This is a genomic window from Oceanobacillus iheyensis HTE831 (genome assembly GCF_000011245.1).
GTDB lineage: Bacteria > Bacillota > Bacilli > Bacillales > Amphibacillaceae > Oceanobacillus > Oceanobacillus iheyensis.
This window is the reverse complement of sequence record NC_004193.1, coordinates 3,232,237-3,249,228: the sequence shown is the minus strand read 5'-3', so window position 1 is coordinate 3,249,228 and position 16,992 is coordinate 3,232,237. Positions and strand designations below refer to the sequence as shown.

The window sequence follows — 16,992 nt, the reverse complement described above, 5'->3', positions numbered from 1 at the left end:
TAAATATATGAGGAGCGGGTAAACAGTCTACCGATCCTCTTTTTGCTTGTTTATGTTTATGAGGGATTTTACTGACGTATGTTTTGTTCGAGTTACCGATTATGGTAAATAAAAACTCAACTCTCTTTACCATGGATGATGGCAATCTAAGTTGAGTTCATGGGTGATATAAAATTAATGTCGTTTACTTAGCCATAAGACGCCTGTTTTAGCAAGTCGAGGTAAGAGTCCAGTTAATGGTGTTTTTACCATATTGCCAAATCCGTCTGATTTTCCTAGTGAACCAAGCGTACCTTTTAATTTTAAAGGTTTTGGTTGTTTTGGTTCTTTGTCTGCGAGGATGGATAATAGCACTTCTGCTATTTGTTCACCTTGTAATCCAGCTAATTGTCCACTTGGAGAGTATTCACTTGATGCACAATCTCCCAAGACATACACATTTGGATCCTCGGGTACTTGATAGAAATCATTTACGATAACTTTATCCTGTATGTCTTTTTTGAAAGGTAGTTGGCGAACTAGCCAATTTGGCTGTACTCCTGCAGTCCATATAGTAACATCATTCAAATAACACACTCCGTTATTACATACGCCATCTTTCTCTACATATTCCACAGTAGAATGATGGATAACGTCTACATCATTTTTTATAAACCATTGCTCAACATAGTCTTGTATTTTTGAATCAAACGCTTTTAATACATTCGCACCGCGATCTAACAAACGAATATTTAAATCGGGTCTACTTTCTCTTATTTCTGAAGCAACTTCAATTCCACTTAAACCTGCACCAATCACGGAAACTTTTCCGTATGCCTTCAAGTTTCCAATTGCTACTCCAGTATGTCTAGCTTTAGAAAAAGTTTGAACACTTTCTGCGTATTCTTTTGCTCCTGGAATTCCGTGGAAATTATCTTCACAACCAATTCCGATAACTAAATAATCATATTCTACAATGATGTCTGGGTCGTTAAATAAAATTCGCTTTTGTTCGACATCTATTTTAGTGATTTCTTGAAACAGATAGTTTACTCTGGAATCTTCTGGAAACTCCACACGAACATCGTGATCAGCTGATGTTCCTGCTGCGATAGAGTAAAATTCTGTTTTTAACGAACGAAATGGGTTTCGATCTACAACTGTTATATGTATATCCTCAGATAATGACTGATTAAGTAATCCAGCTAGTACTTTAATTCCGCCATATCCTCCCCCGAGTATTACGACCTTCTTCATGCAAGCACACCCCTTATATGTATGAAACCTTCTTCCTAGGTTCTAGAGTATCAAATATTGACTAAGCTGTCATCTCGATTATAACGATTATTGATTAAATCAATTTTATTTCATATGAATTACTTAGGTCACACTGTTTGAAGTTAAATGCAGCTATAAATTTTTTATCAAACAAAATTGTGAAAATAATGTACTTGCCTTGGGTCATTTCTTATTCATGATATAATCTAATGAGAGTAATGATAAGGGGAATGTTCTATGAAGCAACTAAGTTTAAGTTCATTATTAGATGTAATGGTAGAATTGTTTTCGGAAGAAGTATCAATTGCAATTACAAATAAGCATGAATATGTTTATTACCGACGAAGTAAGCGTATTGATTTGAAGATTCATGAAGGCGATCCAATAAAAAAAGGAACGCTAGCTTATAAAGCAATTACAACAAATAAAAAAGTATCCGAATTTATTGATCGAAATATATATGGTGTGCCTTATCATGGTATGGCGGTACCTTATTATAATGAGGATGAAATGGAAGGTTGTGTACTTGCGATCTATCCAGCTTATACAGAGGGGAAATCAGTGGTTACCGTACGTAGTCAAGACGGTTGGAAACCAATACCTTTTTCTGAGTTAATTTATTTAGAAGCAAAGGAACGTAAAACATATGCTGTAGCTCAAGACTATGCTGGATTTCACACAAATACATTACAGGAGTTTGAGTTCATGCTGCCTACAGATGTCTTTATACGCTGCCATCGTTCTTATATTGTCAATGTGAATAATATAGAAGAGATTTATCCGGATACTCATTCTACTTTTATGCTCGGTATGAAGAATGGGGAACAAGTGCCGGTAAGTCAATCATATTCTAGTTATTTCCGAAAATTATTAGGATTTTAACAGGATTATGCTGTTTAAATCATCGATTGCTGTATATTAAGCGCATTATTCTTTTTTTCTTCTAAATCTCCCGATTAATTAGAAAAATCAGTTAAGATGAAAGAACAATTGCAAAAAGGGGGGGAGGATTAGGATGGAAGAAAAATTAAAGCGCATACAAAACAAGGAATTAGGGCAAAAAGTGGTAACTGCAGCAGAAGCAGCTTCTTGGATTAAAGATGGTATGACATTGGGGCTTAGTGGATTTACACGTGCGGGAGATGCAAAGGCGGTTCCGACTGCGCTGGTGAAAAGAGCGGAAGCGGGAGAATCCCTCAAAGTCAATGTATACACAGGGGCATCTTTAGGATCTAATATCGATAAGCTGTTTGCAGAAGCAGGAATCGTTAATAAAAGAATTCCATTTCAGGCTGAGCCATCTATGCGTAAGGCAATAAATGCTGGGGAACATTTATTTGTCGACCAACACCTTTCACACACATCAGAAATGCTTCGTGGTGATGCGATGGAGGCTGTCGATTATGCCATAATAGAAGCAATTTCTGTAACAGAAAATGGTTATATTATTCCAAGTACATCAGTAGGTAACTCAGTTGCATTTGCTGAAACTGCCGATAACATTATTATTGAACTCAATACTGCGCAACCAATGGAATTAGAAGGAATGCATGATATTTATGGTCCTGGGAAACAAGGAGATCGTGATCCGATTCCATTAAAAGAGGTCGATCAGCGTATTGGTAAGGTCGGTATTCAGGTTGATACGGATAAAATTAAGGGGATAGTTTTTACGCATCAACCTGATTCAGCTTCGACAATTGTTCCGCCAGATGAGGAGACGCAACAAATTGCGAACCATCTACTGAATTTCTTTAGGGAGGAGATTCAGGCAGGACGATTAACAGAGAAGCTTATGCCATTGCAGTCCGGAATAGGTTCTGTTGCTAATGCCGTATTACATGGTATGCTAGACTCTGAGTTTAAAGATTTGACGGTTTATTCTGAAGTGCTTCAAGATGCTGTCTTCGATTTGATTGATGCAGGTAAAGTGAGCTTTGCTTCTGCATGTTCCATTACGTTATCAGAAGACAAGATGAAGCATGTGTTTAGTAATCTAGCGGAATATCAGAGTAAGCTTGTCTTACGTCCGCAAGAAATCTCGAATCATCCAGAAATCATTCGTCGACTGGGTCTAATTGCGATTAACACAGCATTAGAATTTGATATTTACGGCAATGTGAACTCTACACACGTTGGCGGAACGAAAATGATGAACGGTATTGGTGGTTCAGGCGATTTTGCTAGAAATGCTAGATTGGGGATTTTTGTTACAAAGTCGATTGCGAAAAATGGCGATATATCTAGTATCGTTCCATATGTATCGCATACAGATCATACCGAACACGATGTAGATGTAATTGTTACGGAACAAGGTTATGCAGACCTTCGTGGATTAGCACCACGAGAACGAGTGCCGCAAATTATTGAAAATTGTGTGCATCCTTTATATAAGGAAGCGTTATGGGAGTATTACCAAGAAGCGCTAGAACGGGGTGGGCAGACTCCGCATGTTCTAGAAAAAGCTTTTTCTTGGCATGCTAACTTCCGAGAGCATGGAACAATGCTGCCGGCAGTGCCACAAGTGTAAGACAAAAGGGGATATTATATTAGAAGACACATGTATAGCGGGCAGGCTATTCATGTGTCTTTTTGGTGTGTTAGGAAATGATAACATTTTGCATCTGTGGATAAGCGTATTACGTTAATTAGCCACGTCCAGGACCTAGGATGATAAACAATCGGTAGCGCTTTTGTTTTAGAAAAAACGAATTTAATAGAAAAAGGATGATAACTTGCTAGAAAATTGACTATAATGGTACGATGAGGGTTGTTTAATGGTGATGTTCAAAAAGTATGGGATAAATATCCTTTTTGGACTCACAGATAAATACGTTAGTTGAAGGAGTCTATAATGACTGAAAAAAAATCACTACCATTTACTGTTTCAAAAAACGAAAGATTTTTTGAACGATTAGGAGATTATATTGGCGATGTCTTCTATGATATATTGCCTGAAAAAGGTTTTGAACTCCGTGATGAGCAAATTTATATGGCTTTTCAGCTGGAGCAAGCTTTTAAACATAAAAGAACGATGTTTGCAGAAGCGGGCGTAGGTACTGGCAAAACAATCGTTTATTTACTATATGCAATTTGTTATGCCCGTTATATGGGGAGGCCTGTAATTATTTCATGCGCCGATGAAACGTTGATCGAACAGCTTGTCAAAGAAGGCGGAGATATTGATAAGTTAGAGAAAGCACTAGACTTAGAAGTAGATGTTAGACTTGCAAAAGCAAGAGAAAACTATGTATGTATGAAAAAACTAGATCCTTTAATAGAGAAAATCAATGATGAAGATATATTAGCTGTACATGATCAAATCCCTGATTTTGTATTTGAACAAGGAGTCTCGATGCAATCCTTTTATCGGTATGGGGATCGTAAAGAGTATCCATGGGTGTCCGATCGACAATGGGAACAAATTGGTTGGGATCCATTAAAACAATGTGCGACATGTGATTGGAGACATCGAAGTGCGCAAACCTTAAACCGTGAATACTATCGTCATGCACAAGATCTTATTATTTGTTCGCATGATTTCTATATGGAGCATGTCTGGACAAAAGAATCACGTAAACGTGAAGGGCAATTGCCACTGCTTCCTGAAGCAAGTTCTGTTATTTTTGATGAAGGACATTTATTAGAGTTTGCAGCACAAAAAGGACTTACTTATCGTTTTAATTTTAATAATATTACAAGTGTATTGACTGGATATACTGGTCAAGATGTACGAGAGGAATCACTACAATTAGCAGAGGATATCTTATCCCTACATGATGAATGGTTTGATGTTATTACCAGTAGTGCGATAAATATTGAAGGGTCCGATCGATTAGAAATTCCTCGCAGTGAACCGATGTTAGAAATGGCAAGACGATTAGATAAAATGGTGGAGGAATTATTAGAACAGCTTGTATTTGATGCAGAGCTTTTTACAATTGATGCTTACCATACCAAGATTATCGAAGAATATCTAGAGTTTTTTTCTTATGGTCTATCTATTCTATTAAATGATGATGAAGGAATTTACTGGTTAGAACAAGATGAAACCAATAGTAGTCTTGTTATTATGCCAAGGTTGGTGGAGAAAGTATTACGAGAAGAAGTATTCTCACAAAATATTCCGTTTATATTTTCTTCTGCTACTTTATCTCAGGACAATGACTTTTCCTATTTGCAAAAGAGTTTAGGTATTGGACAGTACGATTATTTTTCGGTGGACTCTCCGTTTGATTATGAATCAAATCGAGAAATAACACTTCATTCTTATCAGGATTCAGATGAGCGATTCAAAGGAATACAAGAACAGTTAAATCACAATCAAGGGCATAGCTTAGTTCTGTTCCGTTCAGAAGTAGATATGAATGAGTTTCGTCAATGGGCTAATAAGCAGAATTGGGAATACGCAATGCTTTATGAAGGAGATCAAGAAATCAGCGAAATTGTCCGTAGATTTCAGTATGATGTACCATCTGTTTTATGTGCTTATCATTTATGGGAGGGGTTGGATATCCCAGGAAAAGCACTTAGCCAAGTTATTATTGCTTCCTTACCATATCCGCCGAATGATCCTGTATTCAAGGCAAAGCGGAAATACACCAAAGATTCGTTACATGAAATTGATATTCCGTACATGATGTTACGGATGAAACAAGGAATTGGTCGTCTTATTCGTACAGAAAGTGATTCAGGAGTCGTTCATATATGGAAACATGCTACGGATGCTACGGTGCTAGATTCATTATTAAATAATTGATGAAGTAATACTCGAGTGATGTGGATGCATTGCTCGAGTTTTTTGAAACTTTTATTATCAGATAAACGTATTGCTTAATAGAGGTGGAGTGATACGATGAAAAAATATTTTATTATAATGATGTTATCCATGGTTGTTATTATTAGCGGTTGTTCAGATGATCGCTCGTTTACAATTGATGAAGTACAAATTGATGCTCACATACAAGAAGACGGTAGGATTACTGTACAAGAATTGTATACATATACCTTTGACGGTTCATATGAAGGTACAACCCGGTCAATTCATTCCGATGTTAAAGATTTTGAAGCTTTTTTAACGACAAGTGATGATCCCGCTATATCAACAGAAGGTCTAGAGAAGCTAACAACTGAAGAAGATGACGATATGTGGAAAATTTATACGGAATCAAATAATGAAACGAAAAAAGTATTGTACAGTTATGAAGTACATGGCTCTGTTACGAAGTATGAAGATGTTGCTGATGTAACGTATGCATTTTTTGATAGTGATAATGAAACCGATCTTGGTAATGTAATGATTTCTATCCACACGCCGCATCAAACAGATGAGAATATGCATTATTTTTTGCATGATGATGAAGGTGGAAAGGTAAGTGCTGTTGATAGTGGTATACAGTACACGAATTCGACTTTACAGGCAGGTAAGGATTCAGAAATACGAATGTTGTTTCCTGCAGAGCAACTCTCCGGTATGGAGATCGATGAGCATAAAGAAATGGAATTAGCTATATTACAAGCGGAAGAAGAACTCGAAAATCGTATTCTTCATTTAGATACAGCAACAAGCGGAATTACTCCAGTAATTTGGGGAGGTATTGTAGTAGTATTATTGGCGGGGGCTTATCTATTTTTTGTGCACCCGAATCGATATCGCGGAGATAAAGGTTCTGATTATTTGATACGGGTTTTTGAGGATACGGACCCTTTAATGAATAGCTTCTTGAAAAAAGGTTCCCTCATGCCGGAAAGCTTTATTGCTGCGCTATTCTCATTAAAACAAAGAGGTATTGTTACCATGTCGCAAGTACCTTCGGAGAGGACGGAAGGAGAAAATACGTATCGGTTTTCATGGGGGAAATCTAAGACGCAACTAAATGAGGCAGATCAATTTTTAAAGAAATGGTTATTTACAAAGCGTGATGAGAAAGGTGCCTATTTTCTCCTTGAATCCATACAAGAAGATAAGGATCTCTCCGATAAAGAAAAAGAAGAGAAAGCAGAAATTTTCCATAATGAATTCCAAAAGTGGAAAGATATCGTAATGAAACAAGATCGATTTCAAAATTTACGTCGCCCTTTTGCTGGATTTACGGTATTATCAATTCTCTCAACGATTGCTGTAAGTGGTTTGTGTTATCATCTTCTAACGATTCAACCTATTTCTCAAACGGAACAATGGGTATTAACTATAATACTTGGTGTTCTAGCGATTCTTAGTATTTGGTTCCGTCGACAGAAATGGATATTGTGGATACTATATTTCTATATTTTAATTTTTCCTACTTTATTCTTTACAATTAATACTGGTACTATTTTATCTCTCGTTTTTTATGGAATTACAGGGTTGGTTGTGTTGATTATTCCTGCTAACTACTGGATAAAGGAAATTCGAAAGCGGAAATATGCCGTACGACATGCATCTCATTTATTTGCAACAAATCGATATCCTACTTCATCTGAACCAGATAAGATGGAACGAATATTAGAGTATGCGATTGTCATTGGAGCAGAGGGTAAATTCACAAAAGTATGTAAAGAATTAAATCTTCCTGAGGAATTGAAACTTACTTTTCCATTAATATATAATCCTACTGCAACAGCGAGTACATTTAATACAAGTAATATGATGATAAATCCAGCTGTATATGCTAGTAGCTCTAGTAATAATAATACAACTAGCAGTACAGGTGGTGGAGGCGCGGGAGCGTTTTGATGAATAGAAAAAAGGAGCTAGTTATTGTGCTAGCTCCTTTCGTTTGTTTTAATAAGTTCAATAAAATGAGTCAATATTTTGGCGGTTAATCCCCAGATGGCCTGATCGTTATAATGATAAAACAATTCCTCAACATGACGGATACGCCAGTCATAATTTTCTCCGCCAACAATTAGATGGTAAGGAAAGTTATCCTCTGGTTTTACTTGTAAATGTACTTTATATCTTTTCGGCTCTGTTTCTAAAAAGAAAGATAGTGGTACTGTAAAAGTATGATCAACTTCTGCTGGATTCGGTGTCATTTTGTCAGGATGAATGATTCTGCCCACAAACGGATAGATAATTCTACCAAGGTCATTCACGATATAGTCTAGGGGGATTGGTTCAGTAATATCTTGTTCCGAAAGGCCAAGTTCTTCCATTGTTTCTCTAATCGCACAGTGAGATGGGTCCTTATCTGTATAATCAACTCGACCACCAGGAAAACATATATCTCCTGGCTGACTACGCATTTGCATGGAACGCACTTCAAACAATATGTGAGTTTCACCATCTATTTCGATTAGTGGGATGATTACAGAGGATTCTTTGAAATGTTCGTGCCCCATGAGGGATGGAGTTCGGTCATGAAGTTGGTTAAATATTTCTTGAATATTCATTGCATTACCTCCTGTAAGAACATGGATTTAATGATATCCATACTTTTATTTTATAATTGTTTCTGTTGACTGTCACTTTAGAGGTTTTATTTCTAGCGAATTCCTTTTAGCATTATTTTGTTCCACCCTTATGCCTCTAAAAGCGGCAGTCTGATTGGGATACAAATAAGCAGCATATTCATGTATCTGATTTTGAAAATTTTACAACTTTGATACAATAAAACAAATGGAGATAGGGGATGGGTAGAATGAGACATGCGATATATCAAATGGATATTGTACCAGGAAATCCAGAAGCAAATCGAACAAAGGTGAAAACATGGATAGAACAAACAGTTTCCAAGAACGATATTGATATCATAGTGCTTCCGGAAATGTGGACAACGGGATATACGCTTGCCGATTTAAATGAAGTAGCTGATGAGGGAGAAGAACCGACTTGTTCATTTTTACAACAGTTAGCTAGAGAAAATCAAGTGCATATCATAGCTGGTTCCATAGCAAATAAACGGAATGGAAAAATATATAATACCGCAATTGTTGTAAATCGCAACGGAGAAAAGGTTTATACGTACGATAAGATTCATTTAGTTCCAATGCTAGATGAGCCTACTTATTTAAATGGTGGGGAAGAGAAGGTACGTACATTTGAATTAGACGGTATAAAAATGGGATTAATTATTTGTTATGATCTTCGTTTTCCAGAACTTACTCGTTCCTTAGCAGTATCCGGAGCTGAAGTAATATATATTGTGGCAGAATGGCCATCTGCAAGAAAAGATCATTGGAAAAACTTACAACTAGCAAGAGCGATTGAGAACCAATGTTTTATTATTTCGGCCAATCGAGTCGGTATATTTAATAATGTGGAATTTTGTGGACTATCCTTGGTAATTAATCCATGGGGAGATATACGTACATTAGGTTCAGAAAATCACGAGGAAACGATTGTTGATAATATTGATCTACAGAAAGTAAGGGAAGCCAGAAAGAATGTACCAATTTTTGAAAGTAGGGTTCCGGAACTATATTAAAATCAATCAATTTCAAAGTTGCTAAGTTTTGGTTGAACCAAGTGACCATTTTTCCAAAATAAAGATCCAAACGATTAATCGGAATGAGCGACTAATGGCTTGGATCTTTTAATCATTAATTATTATTTTTAACGTTTGGAGGATCAGTCAATTTTCCTGTGCAAATATCTTCAGTAACATGAACCTGACAGGTTTTACCTTTACTATTAACGAATTTAAAAATACCGTTATTAAAGTCGGTGCCAATCTCTTTATAGAAAATGCCTTCATATAAATTATGCTTGGAACGTGCAAAACTTAAGCGATAAGCTTCTTTTTCTTCATCTTTTTGCAAAAATCCACGCACGCCTTTTTCGTAGATCATATCATCTGTACTTTTCAATGTACGATCAACCGACACGATATGAAGGTCGATAAATGTAATTTCACGAAGTAATACATTGACAAAAGATCCTTTTGTGATTTCCTCCCAGCGATTTTGTGCACTTTGGCCAATAATTATTTGGGTAATATTATGTTGGTGTGCTACTTCTTTTATCGCTTTTACGGATGAGCGCCTTTCATTATCTCTAATAATAAAGTCTTCAACATCAAGTTCATCACAAAGTTCTTTCCAACGTTCTACATAACCGGATTTTTCTGCATCGAATTCATCGTAAGGTAAAGCATCTACAGTTAATACATATAAAGGACAATCCATGATTTGCGCAAGCTTATGTCCACGACGGATTAAACGCTCTCCATTTGGACCATAGTATACGCAGACAAGGATGCTTTCGTCCATGCGGCCTCTAATTTTTTTCATAACGGCAACTCACCTCTTTAAATATATTCATGTAACGATTTTAATCCGGTTAGCAGTCTAATGTGAAGGACAATCCTTTTAGTTATTTTTGTATAACCGGATGGTAACGTTTATTATGTTTATAATAAATATGAAACTTAGTTATTTTCCATGAAACTGTATTATTCTAACACGTATTTATTTATTCGTATAGACCTTATTTTTATTTTTTAAAAACATATACATGGAACTATTCTTTTACTAGCATACTTGAAAAAAATAAGAAATTCTAGTCTATATCGTGGTAAAGTGTTCAAGCATGCACTTGCTAATGATTTCCTGTATAATTACTAATGTAAATTGTGGGATAAACTTTTATAGCAGAGTAACCATATTTAGAGTAGATTAAATACCATTTATTTATACCAGGGTACATCCACTTTTATCTTGTCTTTCCATTTGTTTACAATTACCCCGCCTATTTCACAACAAATGGGTGTCATAGATATTCATTAAATAGTATATCCTGTTAACACTTTTGTGTGATAACAGTAAAGTTAACCTATTGATTGGAGGTTACAGTTTGACAACATTGATTATTGCAATAATCTTTCCTTTTATTGCAGCAGCAATTATACCTTTCCTTTACAAATATGTACGGCGAATACATGTCGGTTGGTTTGCATTAGTCGTATCTACTGGTTTATTTATTTATTTTTCTCAATTTATCCCTACTATAGCTAATGGAGATGTAATCACCATCACCTTAAATTGGATACCGTCTTACGGAATTAACATTACATCTTATCTAGATGGATTAAGCTTGACTTTTTCCCTACTAATATCTGGTGTAGGTGCACTCGTCATTCTATATTCGATTTATTACCTTTCATCCAAAGAATCACTGGGTCACTTCTATACATACCTTATGTTATTTATGGGGGCAATGTTAGGAGTGGTAACATCCGATAACATGCTAGTTTTATATGTATTTTGGGAACTGACAAGTATATCTTCGTTCCTTTTAATAGCTTTTTGGTACCAACGGAAGCGGTCGAGAGATGGGGCGAAAAAATCATTACTAATCACCGTTACTGGTGGTATAGCCATGCTAGTCGGATTCATTATGGTTGGTCAAATGTCTGGCACGTGGTCAATCCGGGAAGTAATTGGTAATGTTAATTTATTTAATAATCATTATCTGTTTATTGCGGCGATGATTTTAGTATTGGTCGGTGCATTTACAAAATCTGCTCAATTCCCATTTCATATATGGTTACCTGATGCGATGGAAGCACCTACTCCGGTTAGTGCATATTTGCATTCAGCGACAATGGTAAAAGCAGGAATCTATCTTGTTGCTCGATTTACTCCTGTTTTTGGTGGAGAATCTATTTGGTTCTGGGCGGTAACAGGTGTAGGGTTATTCACGCTGTTTTGGGGTTCTTTTAATGCAGTTCGACAGACAGATTTGAAGGCATTACTCGCATATTCTACAATTAGCCAGCTTGGGATGATTATGAGTATGTTTGGTATTGGTTCTGCCGCATTAAATTTAGGGTACTCCACAGAATCGGTTGCATTTACAAGTGCTTCTTTTGCTGCATTATTCCATCTCGTAAATCACTCTACGTTTAAAGGAGCTCTATTTATGGTGGTAGGTATTGTCGACCATAGTGTAGGGACTCGAGATATACGTCGACTTGGTGGATTAATTACTCTGATGCCTGTTACATTCTCTATTGCGTTAATTGGAAGCTTGTCTATGGCAGGTTTACCGCCATTAAACGGTTTTTTAAGTAAAGAAATGTTCTTCATGGCAGTTGTTAATATAAGTGAAGCAGAATTTTTCGCTCTAGAAACTTGGGGGATCCTGCTGCCGATAATTGCTTGGGTTGCAAGTGTATTTACGTTTGTGTATTCCATGATACTCGTTATAAAGACTTTCCTAGGTCCATATCAAGAAGAAAAATTAGAACATCCTGCACATGAACCAAAACCAGGGATGCTGGTTTCACCAATTATATTAGCTTTATTAGTCATTGGTATTTTCTTCTTCCCGAATATAATTGGAAAGAATTTAATTACACCCGCAATGGCTGGGATATTTCCGAATCTTGCCGCTGAAGGTGCAGAGCTAAGCGAGTCTATATATGCATGGCATGGCTTTGAACCTGAATTATTTATGACGATCGGAGTGGTGCTTTTTGGTTTGGCATTATTCTTTACTAAGAGGTATTGGGTAGGAGTGTATAAACTATTTCCACAAAAATGGTCATTTAATGTATTCTATAGCTTTATGTTAGATCAAGTAGAGGAAAAATCGACTGGATTCACAAATGCGTATATGACACAAAATTTAAGAGACTATTTAGTATATATTTATTTATTCTTTATTATCGCTATAGGCGGAATCCTAATTTATACCGAAGCATATCAATTTGAATTGCCTACCAATGCTGCGATTTCTAATTTTGAGCTGATCACTGCTCTAGCAATGATGTCAGCGGCGATCGCAATCCTATTTGCGAAATCACGACTTACTGCAATTCTGTTAAATAGTATTCTAGGGTTTGGAGTAGCGATATTCTTTGTATTATTTAGAGCACCAGATTTAGCTCTAACACAAACAATTGTAGAATCTGTTACCACTGTTCTATTTTTAGCAGCGTACTACTTTCTCCCTGAATGGAAGAAAGAAGATACCCCGAAGAAAACACGAGGTACTAATTTGGTCATTTCCATTTGTGTTGGTGTGGTATTTACAGTCATTGCATTAATGGTCCAAAGTGGAAAAACATTTGAATCCATTTCGAAATTCTTCGAGGACTCATATGAGCTTGCTGGTGGAAAGAATATGGTAAATGCTATTCTCGGTGATTTTCGTGCATTAGACACGATGCTGGAGGTAATAGTCCTACTTATTGCCGGGCTAGGTGTCTATATATTTATTAAATTAAAGAATAACAATAAGGAGGGTGAGCAGTATGAAGATAAATAACGTTATTCTTCGTACCGTTGCAAAACTTGTTTCATTTATCATACTCACCCTTGCAGTTTATTTGTTTCTTTCTGGACATCATAGTCCGGGAGGTGGCTTCATTGGAGGGCTTGTATTAGCTTCTGCTTTCGTATTGTTATTTATTGTTTATGATATTGAAACAATTCGTACTGCTCTACCATTTGATTTTAAAAAGGTAGCAGCGTTTGGAGCGCTTCTATCGGTTGGAACAGGTTTTGGAGCACTTCTTTTTGGAGAGGAATTTCTAAGTCAAACTTTTGATTATTTTGATTTGCCTTTCTTTGGTGAAACGGAACTTGCAACAGTGATGTTATTTGAAGCTGGTGTTGCATTAGCTGTTGTGGGTGTCGTAGTTACGATTATTTTAAGTATTAGTGAGGATGTATAACTATGGAAACATTAATAACCATCCTAGCAGGTATATTAGTAACGGCAGCTACGTATCTAATATTATCTAAAAGTCTGATTAGAGTAATCTTAGGAACAGCTATTTTATCTCATGCTGCTCACTTATTGATCATTACAATGGGTGGATTGAAAAATGGGAGTGTCCCAATTATAGGTGAAGGAGATGCTAATCCCGTTGATGCACTACCTCAGGCACTTATTTTAACTTCTATCGTGATTAGCTTTGCTGTAACAGCTGTGTCCTTAGTATTAGCTTACCGTACGTACCAGGAAACAGGAACAGACAAATTGGATCAGTTACGGGGGGATCGGAATGAATAATATTATTGCAATGCCTATGATGATCCCTATACTTGTTGGAATTCTGTTAATATTTTTCCGTCATCACATTAAACTGCAACGTTGGAGTAGTTTAGCTGCGATGATTGCCAATATCGGAATCACTGCATATATCTTACATCAAATTCAACAAAATGGAATTCTCCGTCTAGATTTCGGCGGATGGGAGCCGCCATTTGGGATATTATTTGTGGCTGATTCATTTTCTGCGCTACTTGTGTTAACTACAAGTATTGTTGCTGCAATATGTCTTGTTTATGCTTTTTCTTCAACAGAAAAGTCTTATGAGCAGATGTTCTTTTACCCTTTTATTAATTTTTTAGTCGCAGGAGTAAACGGTTCTTTCTTAACAGGGGATCTATTTAATTTATATGTGTGTTTTGAAATTATGTTGTTAGCCTCTTATGTGTTAATTGCATTTGGCGGTCGTAAAGGACAGCTTAGAGAATCGATTAAATATGTCATTATAAATGTTGTATCGTCTTGGTTCTTTTTAATTGCGATTGCTTATACGTATGGCGCATTAGGAACACTAAATTTTGCGCATCTTTCTGTACGAATAGCTGAACAAGGTCAGTCGCCGATGCTTACTGTCGTGAGTATTGTATTCCTGACAGTATTTGCTTTAAAAGCAGGATTATTATTATATTTCTGGTTACCGGGGTCCTATAGTGTTCCACCGACTGCAATCGCTGCTTTATTTGGAGCTTTATTAACGAAGGTAGGAATATATGCGATGTTTCGCGTGTTTACGCTACTGTTTTATCATGAACCACACATTACGCATACAATTATTGGCATATTGGCAGGATTGACGTTAATAATTGGAAGTATTGGAGCAGTAGCATACAAGGATGTGCGTTTAATCGCTTCATACAATGTTGTTATTGCTGTTGGTTTTATATTGGTAGGGTTAGCTGTTGCAACACCGACTGCGATGGAAGGCTCCATCTTTTATTTAATCCATGACATGATTGTAAAAGCACTCTTATTCTTACTTGCAGGAACGATGATTGCTGTTACAGGGGAGACAAGAATAGATTATATGAGTGGACTAATTCGAAATTATCCTTTACTTGGTTGGATTTTCTTCATTGTTATACTTGCATTAGCAGGTATCCCGCCTTTAAGTGGCTTTATTGGAAAAGTCTTAGTTGGCCAAGGAGCTGTCGAGGCTGGGGCATATATTTTACTCGCTTTAGCGTTTATTTCGAGTATTTTTGTTCTATATTCATTAATGCGTGTATTCCTTACTAGCTTTTGGGGAGAAACGATTATAAGTAAAGAAGATAAAATTCCAATGAAAAATGGCTGGATTATTCCATGTATAATATTAGCAGCAGGATCTTTTATTCTTGGTATCGGAGTTGAACCTTTAACTGTTTATGTAAAAGATGCAGCGGAAGTTTTAGCGAATCCACAAATTTATATTGATGCGGTTTTATATGATAACTAAGAATTGTCTTAGAGGAGGTGGATTATAAATGCCCGCCCAGTTTTTATTAAATGTGTTTATTGCAGTATTATGGACCTTAATAAGCGATGAAGATGAATTAAGATTTACAACATTTGTTGCAGGATATCTTGTTGGTATCGCCATTGTATTTTTAATGCACCGATTTTTTGGTGAACGTTTCTACTTAGCTAGATTCTTTGCTTTGATTAAGTTAATATTCATCTACATTCGAGAATTAGTTCTATCAACGAAATTAGTATTAGGGCATATTTTAAGCCCGAAAATTAAAATAAAGCCGGGATTGTTTAAATATGAAACAGTGCTTCGTGGTGACTGGGAAATTACTGCCTTAGCGCTTTTATTGATGTTGACTCCTGGTTCTGTAGTCATTGAGGTAACACAAGAAGGAGATGCCTTTTATATCCATGCAATGGATGTAGAAGAATCAAAAGATATGTTATTACGCTCACTGAATAAATTCGAAAAAGCGATTATGGGGGTGACTAGGTAATGATTCAAGGCATGTTAATTGCAGCACTTACCCTATATGGTGTTGGAATAGCAATAAGTGCGTTTCGTATTATAATTGGTCCTAGCCTACCTGATCGTGTTGTAGCTTTAGATATGATTGGTGTAATGCTTGTATCTTCCATAGCAATTATATCTGTACTTCAGGGAACAAAAGCTTATCTAGAGGTTATTTTAATACTTGCAATTCTCGCTTTTATAAGCACGATTGCCTTCTCGAAATATATTGAGAGGGGGGTTATCATTGACCGGAAACGAAATGATTGAATTTGTTGCAGCATTATTTATGTTAGGTGGAGCAATTATGGCGGTCATTAGTGCAATTGGAATAATTCGCTTCCCTGATGTATATACTCGCTCTCATGCAGGTACAAAAAGTTCTACATTAGCGGTATTGATGACTTTATTAGGCGCGTTTATTTACTTTGCTTCAGAACAAGGCTTTTATAGTGTGCGTCTTTTATTAGGTATTGCTTTTGTATTCTTAACTGCTCCAGTGGCTGGACATTTAATAACAAGAGCAGCATATCGTGCCAGTGTAAAAATGGCTGATACGACAATTGAGGACGAATTAAGAGATGTTATAAAAGAAGTACAAGAAGAAACGAAGGAAGAAAAGGAAAATTTACAGGAGTCTAGAGAAAAAACAGAAGAAGATGTTGAACAAACAGACAATAAAGAATCTGATCAAGAAAGAGAACGTGAATAAGAAAAACTCCATCCATACTTGGTTGGAGTTTTTTATGTAGATTTAAAAGGATAAATTGTTGCACATTAAATCGAAATGAAC

At 36.3% G+C, this 16,992-nt stretch carries 15 protein-coding genes; 12 read left to right on the top strand and 3 right to left on the bottom strand.

The window, feature by feature from the left end:
• Positions 1 to 174: 174 nt before the first annotated feature.
• Positions 175 to 1,236: an NAD(P)/FAD-dependent oxidoreductase gene (locus OB_RS15890; RefSeq protein WP_011067514.1), complete on the bottom strand. Its 1,062-nt coding sequence runs from the start codon at positions 1,234 to 1,236 to the stop codon at positions 175 to 177.
• 258 nt (positions 1,237 to 1,494) lie between these two features.
• On the opposite strand from OB_RS15890, the gene OB_RS15885 reads away from it, so the two are divergent.
• The 4 genes from OB_RS15885 (at position 1,495) to OB_RS15870 (ending at position 7,972) form a co-directional block, all read left to right on the top strand.
• Positions 1,495 to 2,139: a LytTR family DNA-binding domain-containing protein gene (locus OB_RS15885; protein ID WP_011067513.1), complete on the top strand. Its 645-nt coding sequence runs from the start codon at positions 1,495 to 1,497 to the stop codon at positions 2,137 to 2,139.
• Between the two features lie 133 nt (positions 2,140 to 2,272).
• Positions 2,273 to 3,787, top strand: a complete 1,515-nt coding sequence (locus tag OB_RS15880) for an acetyl-CoA hydrolase/transferase family protein (protein ID WP_011067512.1) — start codon at positions 2,273 to 2,275, stop codon at positions 3,785 to 3,787.
• 324 nt (positions 3,788 to 4,111) lie between these two features.
• Entirely contained in the window at positions 4,112 to 6,016 is a 1,905-nt protein-coding gene (locus OB_RS15875; protein ID WP_011067511.1) for an ATP-dependent DNA helicase, read from the top strand.
• A gap of 96 nt (positions 6,017 to 6,112) precedes the next feature.
• A complete protein-coding gene (locus OB_RS15870) occupies positions 6,113 to 7,972 on the top strand; it encodes a DUF2207 domain-containing protein (protein ID WP_011067510.1) in 1,860 nt (619 codons plus the stop codon).
• Positions 7,973 to 8,001: 29 nt separating this feature from the next.
• Here the strand turns inward: OB_RS15870 and OB_RS15865 are convergent, their stop codons facing one another.
• Positions 8,002 to 8,631 carry an NUDIX hydrolase gene (locus OB_RS15865; RefSeq protein ID WP_011067509.1) on the bottom strand — a complete coding sequence of 210 codons (630 nt, stop codon included), beginning with the start codon at positions 8,629 to 8,631 and terminating at the stop codon, positions 8,002 to 8,004.
• Between the two features lie 248 nt (positions 8,632 to 8,879).
• Here OB_RS15865 and OB_RS15860 point away from each other — a divergent pair, with 248 nt between their 5' ends.
• On the top strand, positions 8,880 to 9,665 hold the full coding sequence (locus OB_RS15860) for a carbon-nitrogen family hydrolase (RefSeq protein WP_011067508.1): 786 nt from the start codon (positions 8,880 to 8,882) through the stop codon (positions 9,663 to 9,665).
• A gap of 115 nt (positions 9,666 to 9,780) precedes the next feature.
• On the opposite strand, the gene OB_RS15855 is transcribed toward OB_RS15860, so the two are convergent.
• Entirely contained in the window at positions 9,781 to 10,470 is a 690-nt protein-coding gene (locus OB_RS15855; RefSeq protein ID WP_011067507.1) for a hypothetical protein, read from the bottom strand.
• 562 nt (positions 10,471 to 11,032) lie between these two features.
• On the opposite strand from OB_RS15855, the gene OB_RS15850 reads away from it, so the two are divergent.
• From OB_RS15850 to OB_RS15820, 7 genes are read left to right on the top strand one after another with little or no spacing between them, the layout of a single operon-like run.
• Complete coding sequence (locus OB_RS15850; protein WP_011067506.1) at positions 11,033 to 13,450, top strand: Na+/H+ antiporter subunit A; 2,418 nt, start codon at positions 11,033 to 11,035, stop codon at positions 13,448 to 13,450.
• Positions 13,437 to 13,859, top strand: a complete 423-nt coding sequence (locus tag OB_RS15845; protein WP_011067505.1) for a Na(+)/H(+) antiporter subunit B — start codon at positions 13,437 to 13,439, stop codon at positions 13,857 to 13,859. The genes OB_RS15850 and OB_RS15845 overlap by 14 nt, the downstream gene beginning before the upstream one ends.
• A gap of 2 nt (positions 13,860 to 13,861) precedes the next feature.
• On the top strand, positions 13,862 to 14,200 hold the full coding sequence (locus OB_RS15840; protein WP_011067504.1) for a Na(+)/H(+) antiporter subunit C: 339 nt from the start codon (positions 13,862 to 13,864) through the stop codon (positions 14,198 to 14,200).
• Positions 14,193 to 15,674, top strand: coding sequence for a Na+/H+ antiporter subunit D (locus OB_RS15835; protein ID WP_011067503.1), 1,482 nt, complete (start codon positions 14,193 to 14,195; stop codon positions 15,672 to 15,674). The genes OB_RS15840 and OB_RS15835 overlap by 8 nt, the downstream gene beginning before the upstream one ends.
• Before the next feature lie 28 nt (positions 15,675 to 15,702).
• Positions 15,703 to 16,185, top strand: coding sequence for a Na+/H+ antiporter subunit E (locus tag OB_RS15830; RefSeq protein WP_011067502.1), 483 nt, complete (start codon positions 15,703 to 15,705; stop codon positions 16,183 to 16,185).
• The gene (locus tag OB_RS15825; RefSeq protein ID WP_011067501.1) at positions 16,185 to 16,469 is read left to right on the top strand and encodes a Na(+)/H(+) antiporter subunit F1; all 285 of its coding nucleotides are present in this window, start codon (positions 16,185 to 16,187) and stop codon (positions 16,467 to 16,469) included. Before OB_RS15830 ends, OB_RS15825 begins: the two co-directional genes overlap by 1 nt.
• Positions 16,462 to 16,911 (top strand): Na+/H+ antiporter subunit G, encoded by a 450-nt coding sequence (locus tag OB_RS15820; RefSeq protein WP_152023759.1) that lies wholly within the window; start codon positions 16,462 to 16,464, stop codon positions 16,909 to 16,911. The genes OB_RS15825 and OB_RS15820 overlap by 8 nt, the downstream gene beginning before the upstream one ends.
• Positions 16,912 to 16,992: the final 81 nt, after the last annotated feature.

Bases quoted from the DNA above. Each gene is read 5' to 3' on its own strand.
- OB_RS15865 (WP_011067509.1), bottom strand. From the start codon at position 8,631: ATGAATATTCAAGAAATATTTAACCAACTTCATGACCGAACTCCATCC.
- OB_RS15875 (WP_011067511.1), top strand. From the start codon at position 4,112: ATGACTGAAAAAAAATCACTACCATTTACTGTTTCAAAAAACGAAAGA.
- OB_RS15845 (WP_011067505.1), top strand. From the start codon at position 13,437: ATGAAGATAAATAACGTTATTCTTCGTACCGTTGCAAAACTTGTTTCA.
- OB_RS15885 (WP_011067513.1), top strand. From the start codon at position 1,495: ATGAAGCAACTAAGTTTAAGTTCATTATTAGATGTAATGGTAGAATTG.
- OB_RS15825 (WP_011067501.1), top strand. From the start codon at position 16,185: ATGATTCAAGGCATGTTAATTGCAGCACTTACCCTATATGGTGTTGGA.
- OB_RS15835 (WP_011067503.1), top strand. From the start codon at position 14,193: ATGAATAATATTATTGCAATGCCTATGATGATCCCTATACTTGTTGGA.
- OB_RS15890 (WP_011067514.1), bottom strand. From the start codon at position 1,236: ATGAAGAAGGTCGTAATACTCGGGGGAGGATATGGCGGAATTAAAGTA.
- OB_RS15840 (WP_011067504.1), top strand. From the start codon at position 13,862: ATGGAAACATTAATAACCATCCTAGCAGGTATATTAGTAACGGCAGCT.
- OB_RS15870 (WP_011067510.1), top strand. From the start codon at position 6,113: ATGAAAAAATATTTTATTATAATGATGTTATCCATGGTTGTTATTATT.
- OB_RS15855 (WP_011067507.1), bottom strand. From the start codon at position 10,470: ATGAAAAAAATTAGAGGCCGCATGGACGAAAGCATCCTTGTCTGCGTA.
- OB_RS15820 (WP_152023759.1), top strand. From the start codon at position 16,462: ATGATTGAATTTGTTGCAGCATTATTTATGTTAGGTGGAGCAATTATG.
- OB_RS15830 (WP_011067502.1), top strand. From the start codon at position 15,703: ATGCCCGCCCAGTTTTTATTAAATGTGTTTATTGCAGTATTATGGACC.
- OB_RS15880 (WP_011067512.1), top strand. From the start codon at position 2,273: ATGGAAGAAAAATTAAAGCGCATACAAAACAAGGAATTAGGGCAAAAA.
- OB_RS15860 (WP_011067508.1), top strand. From the start codon at position 8,880: ATGAGACATGCGATATATCAAATGGATATTGTACCAGGAAATCCAGAA.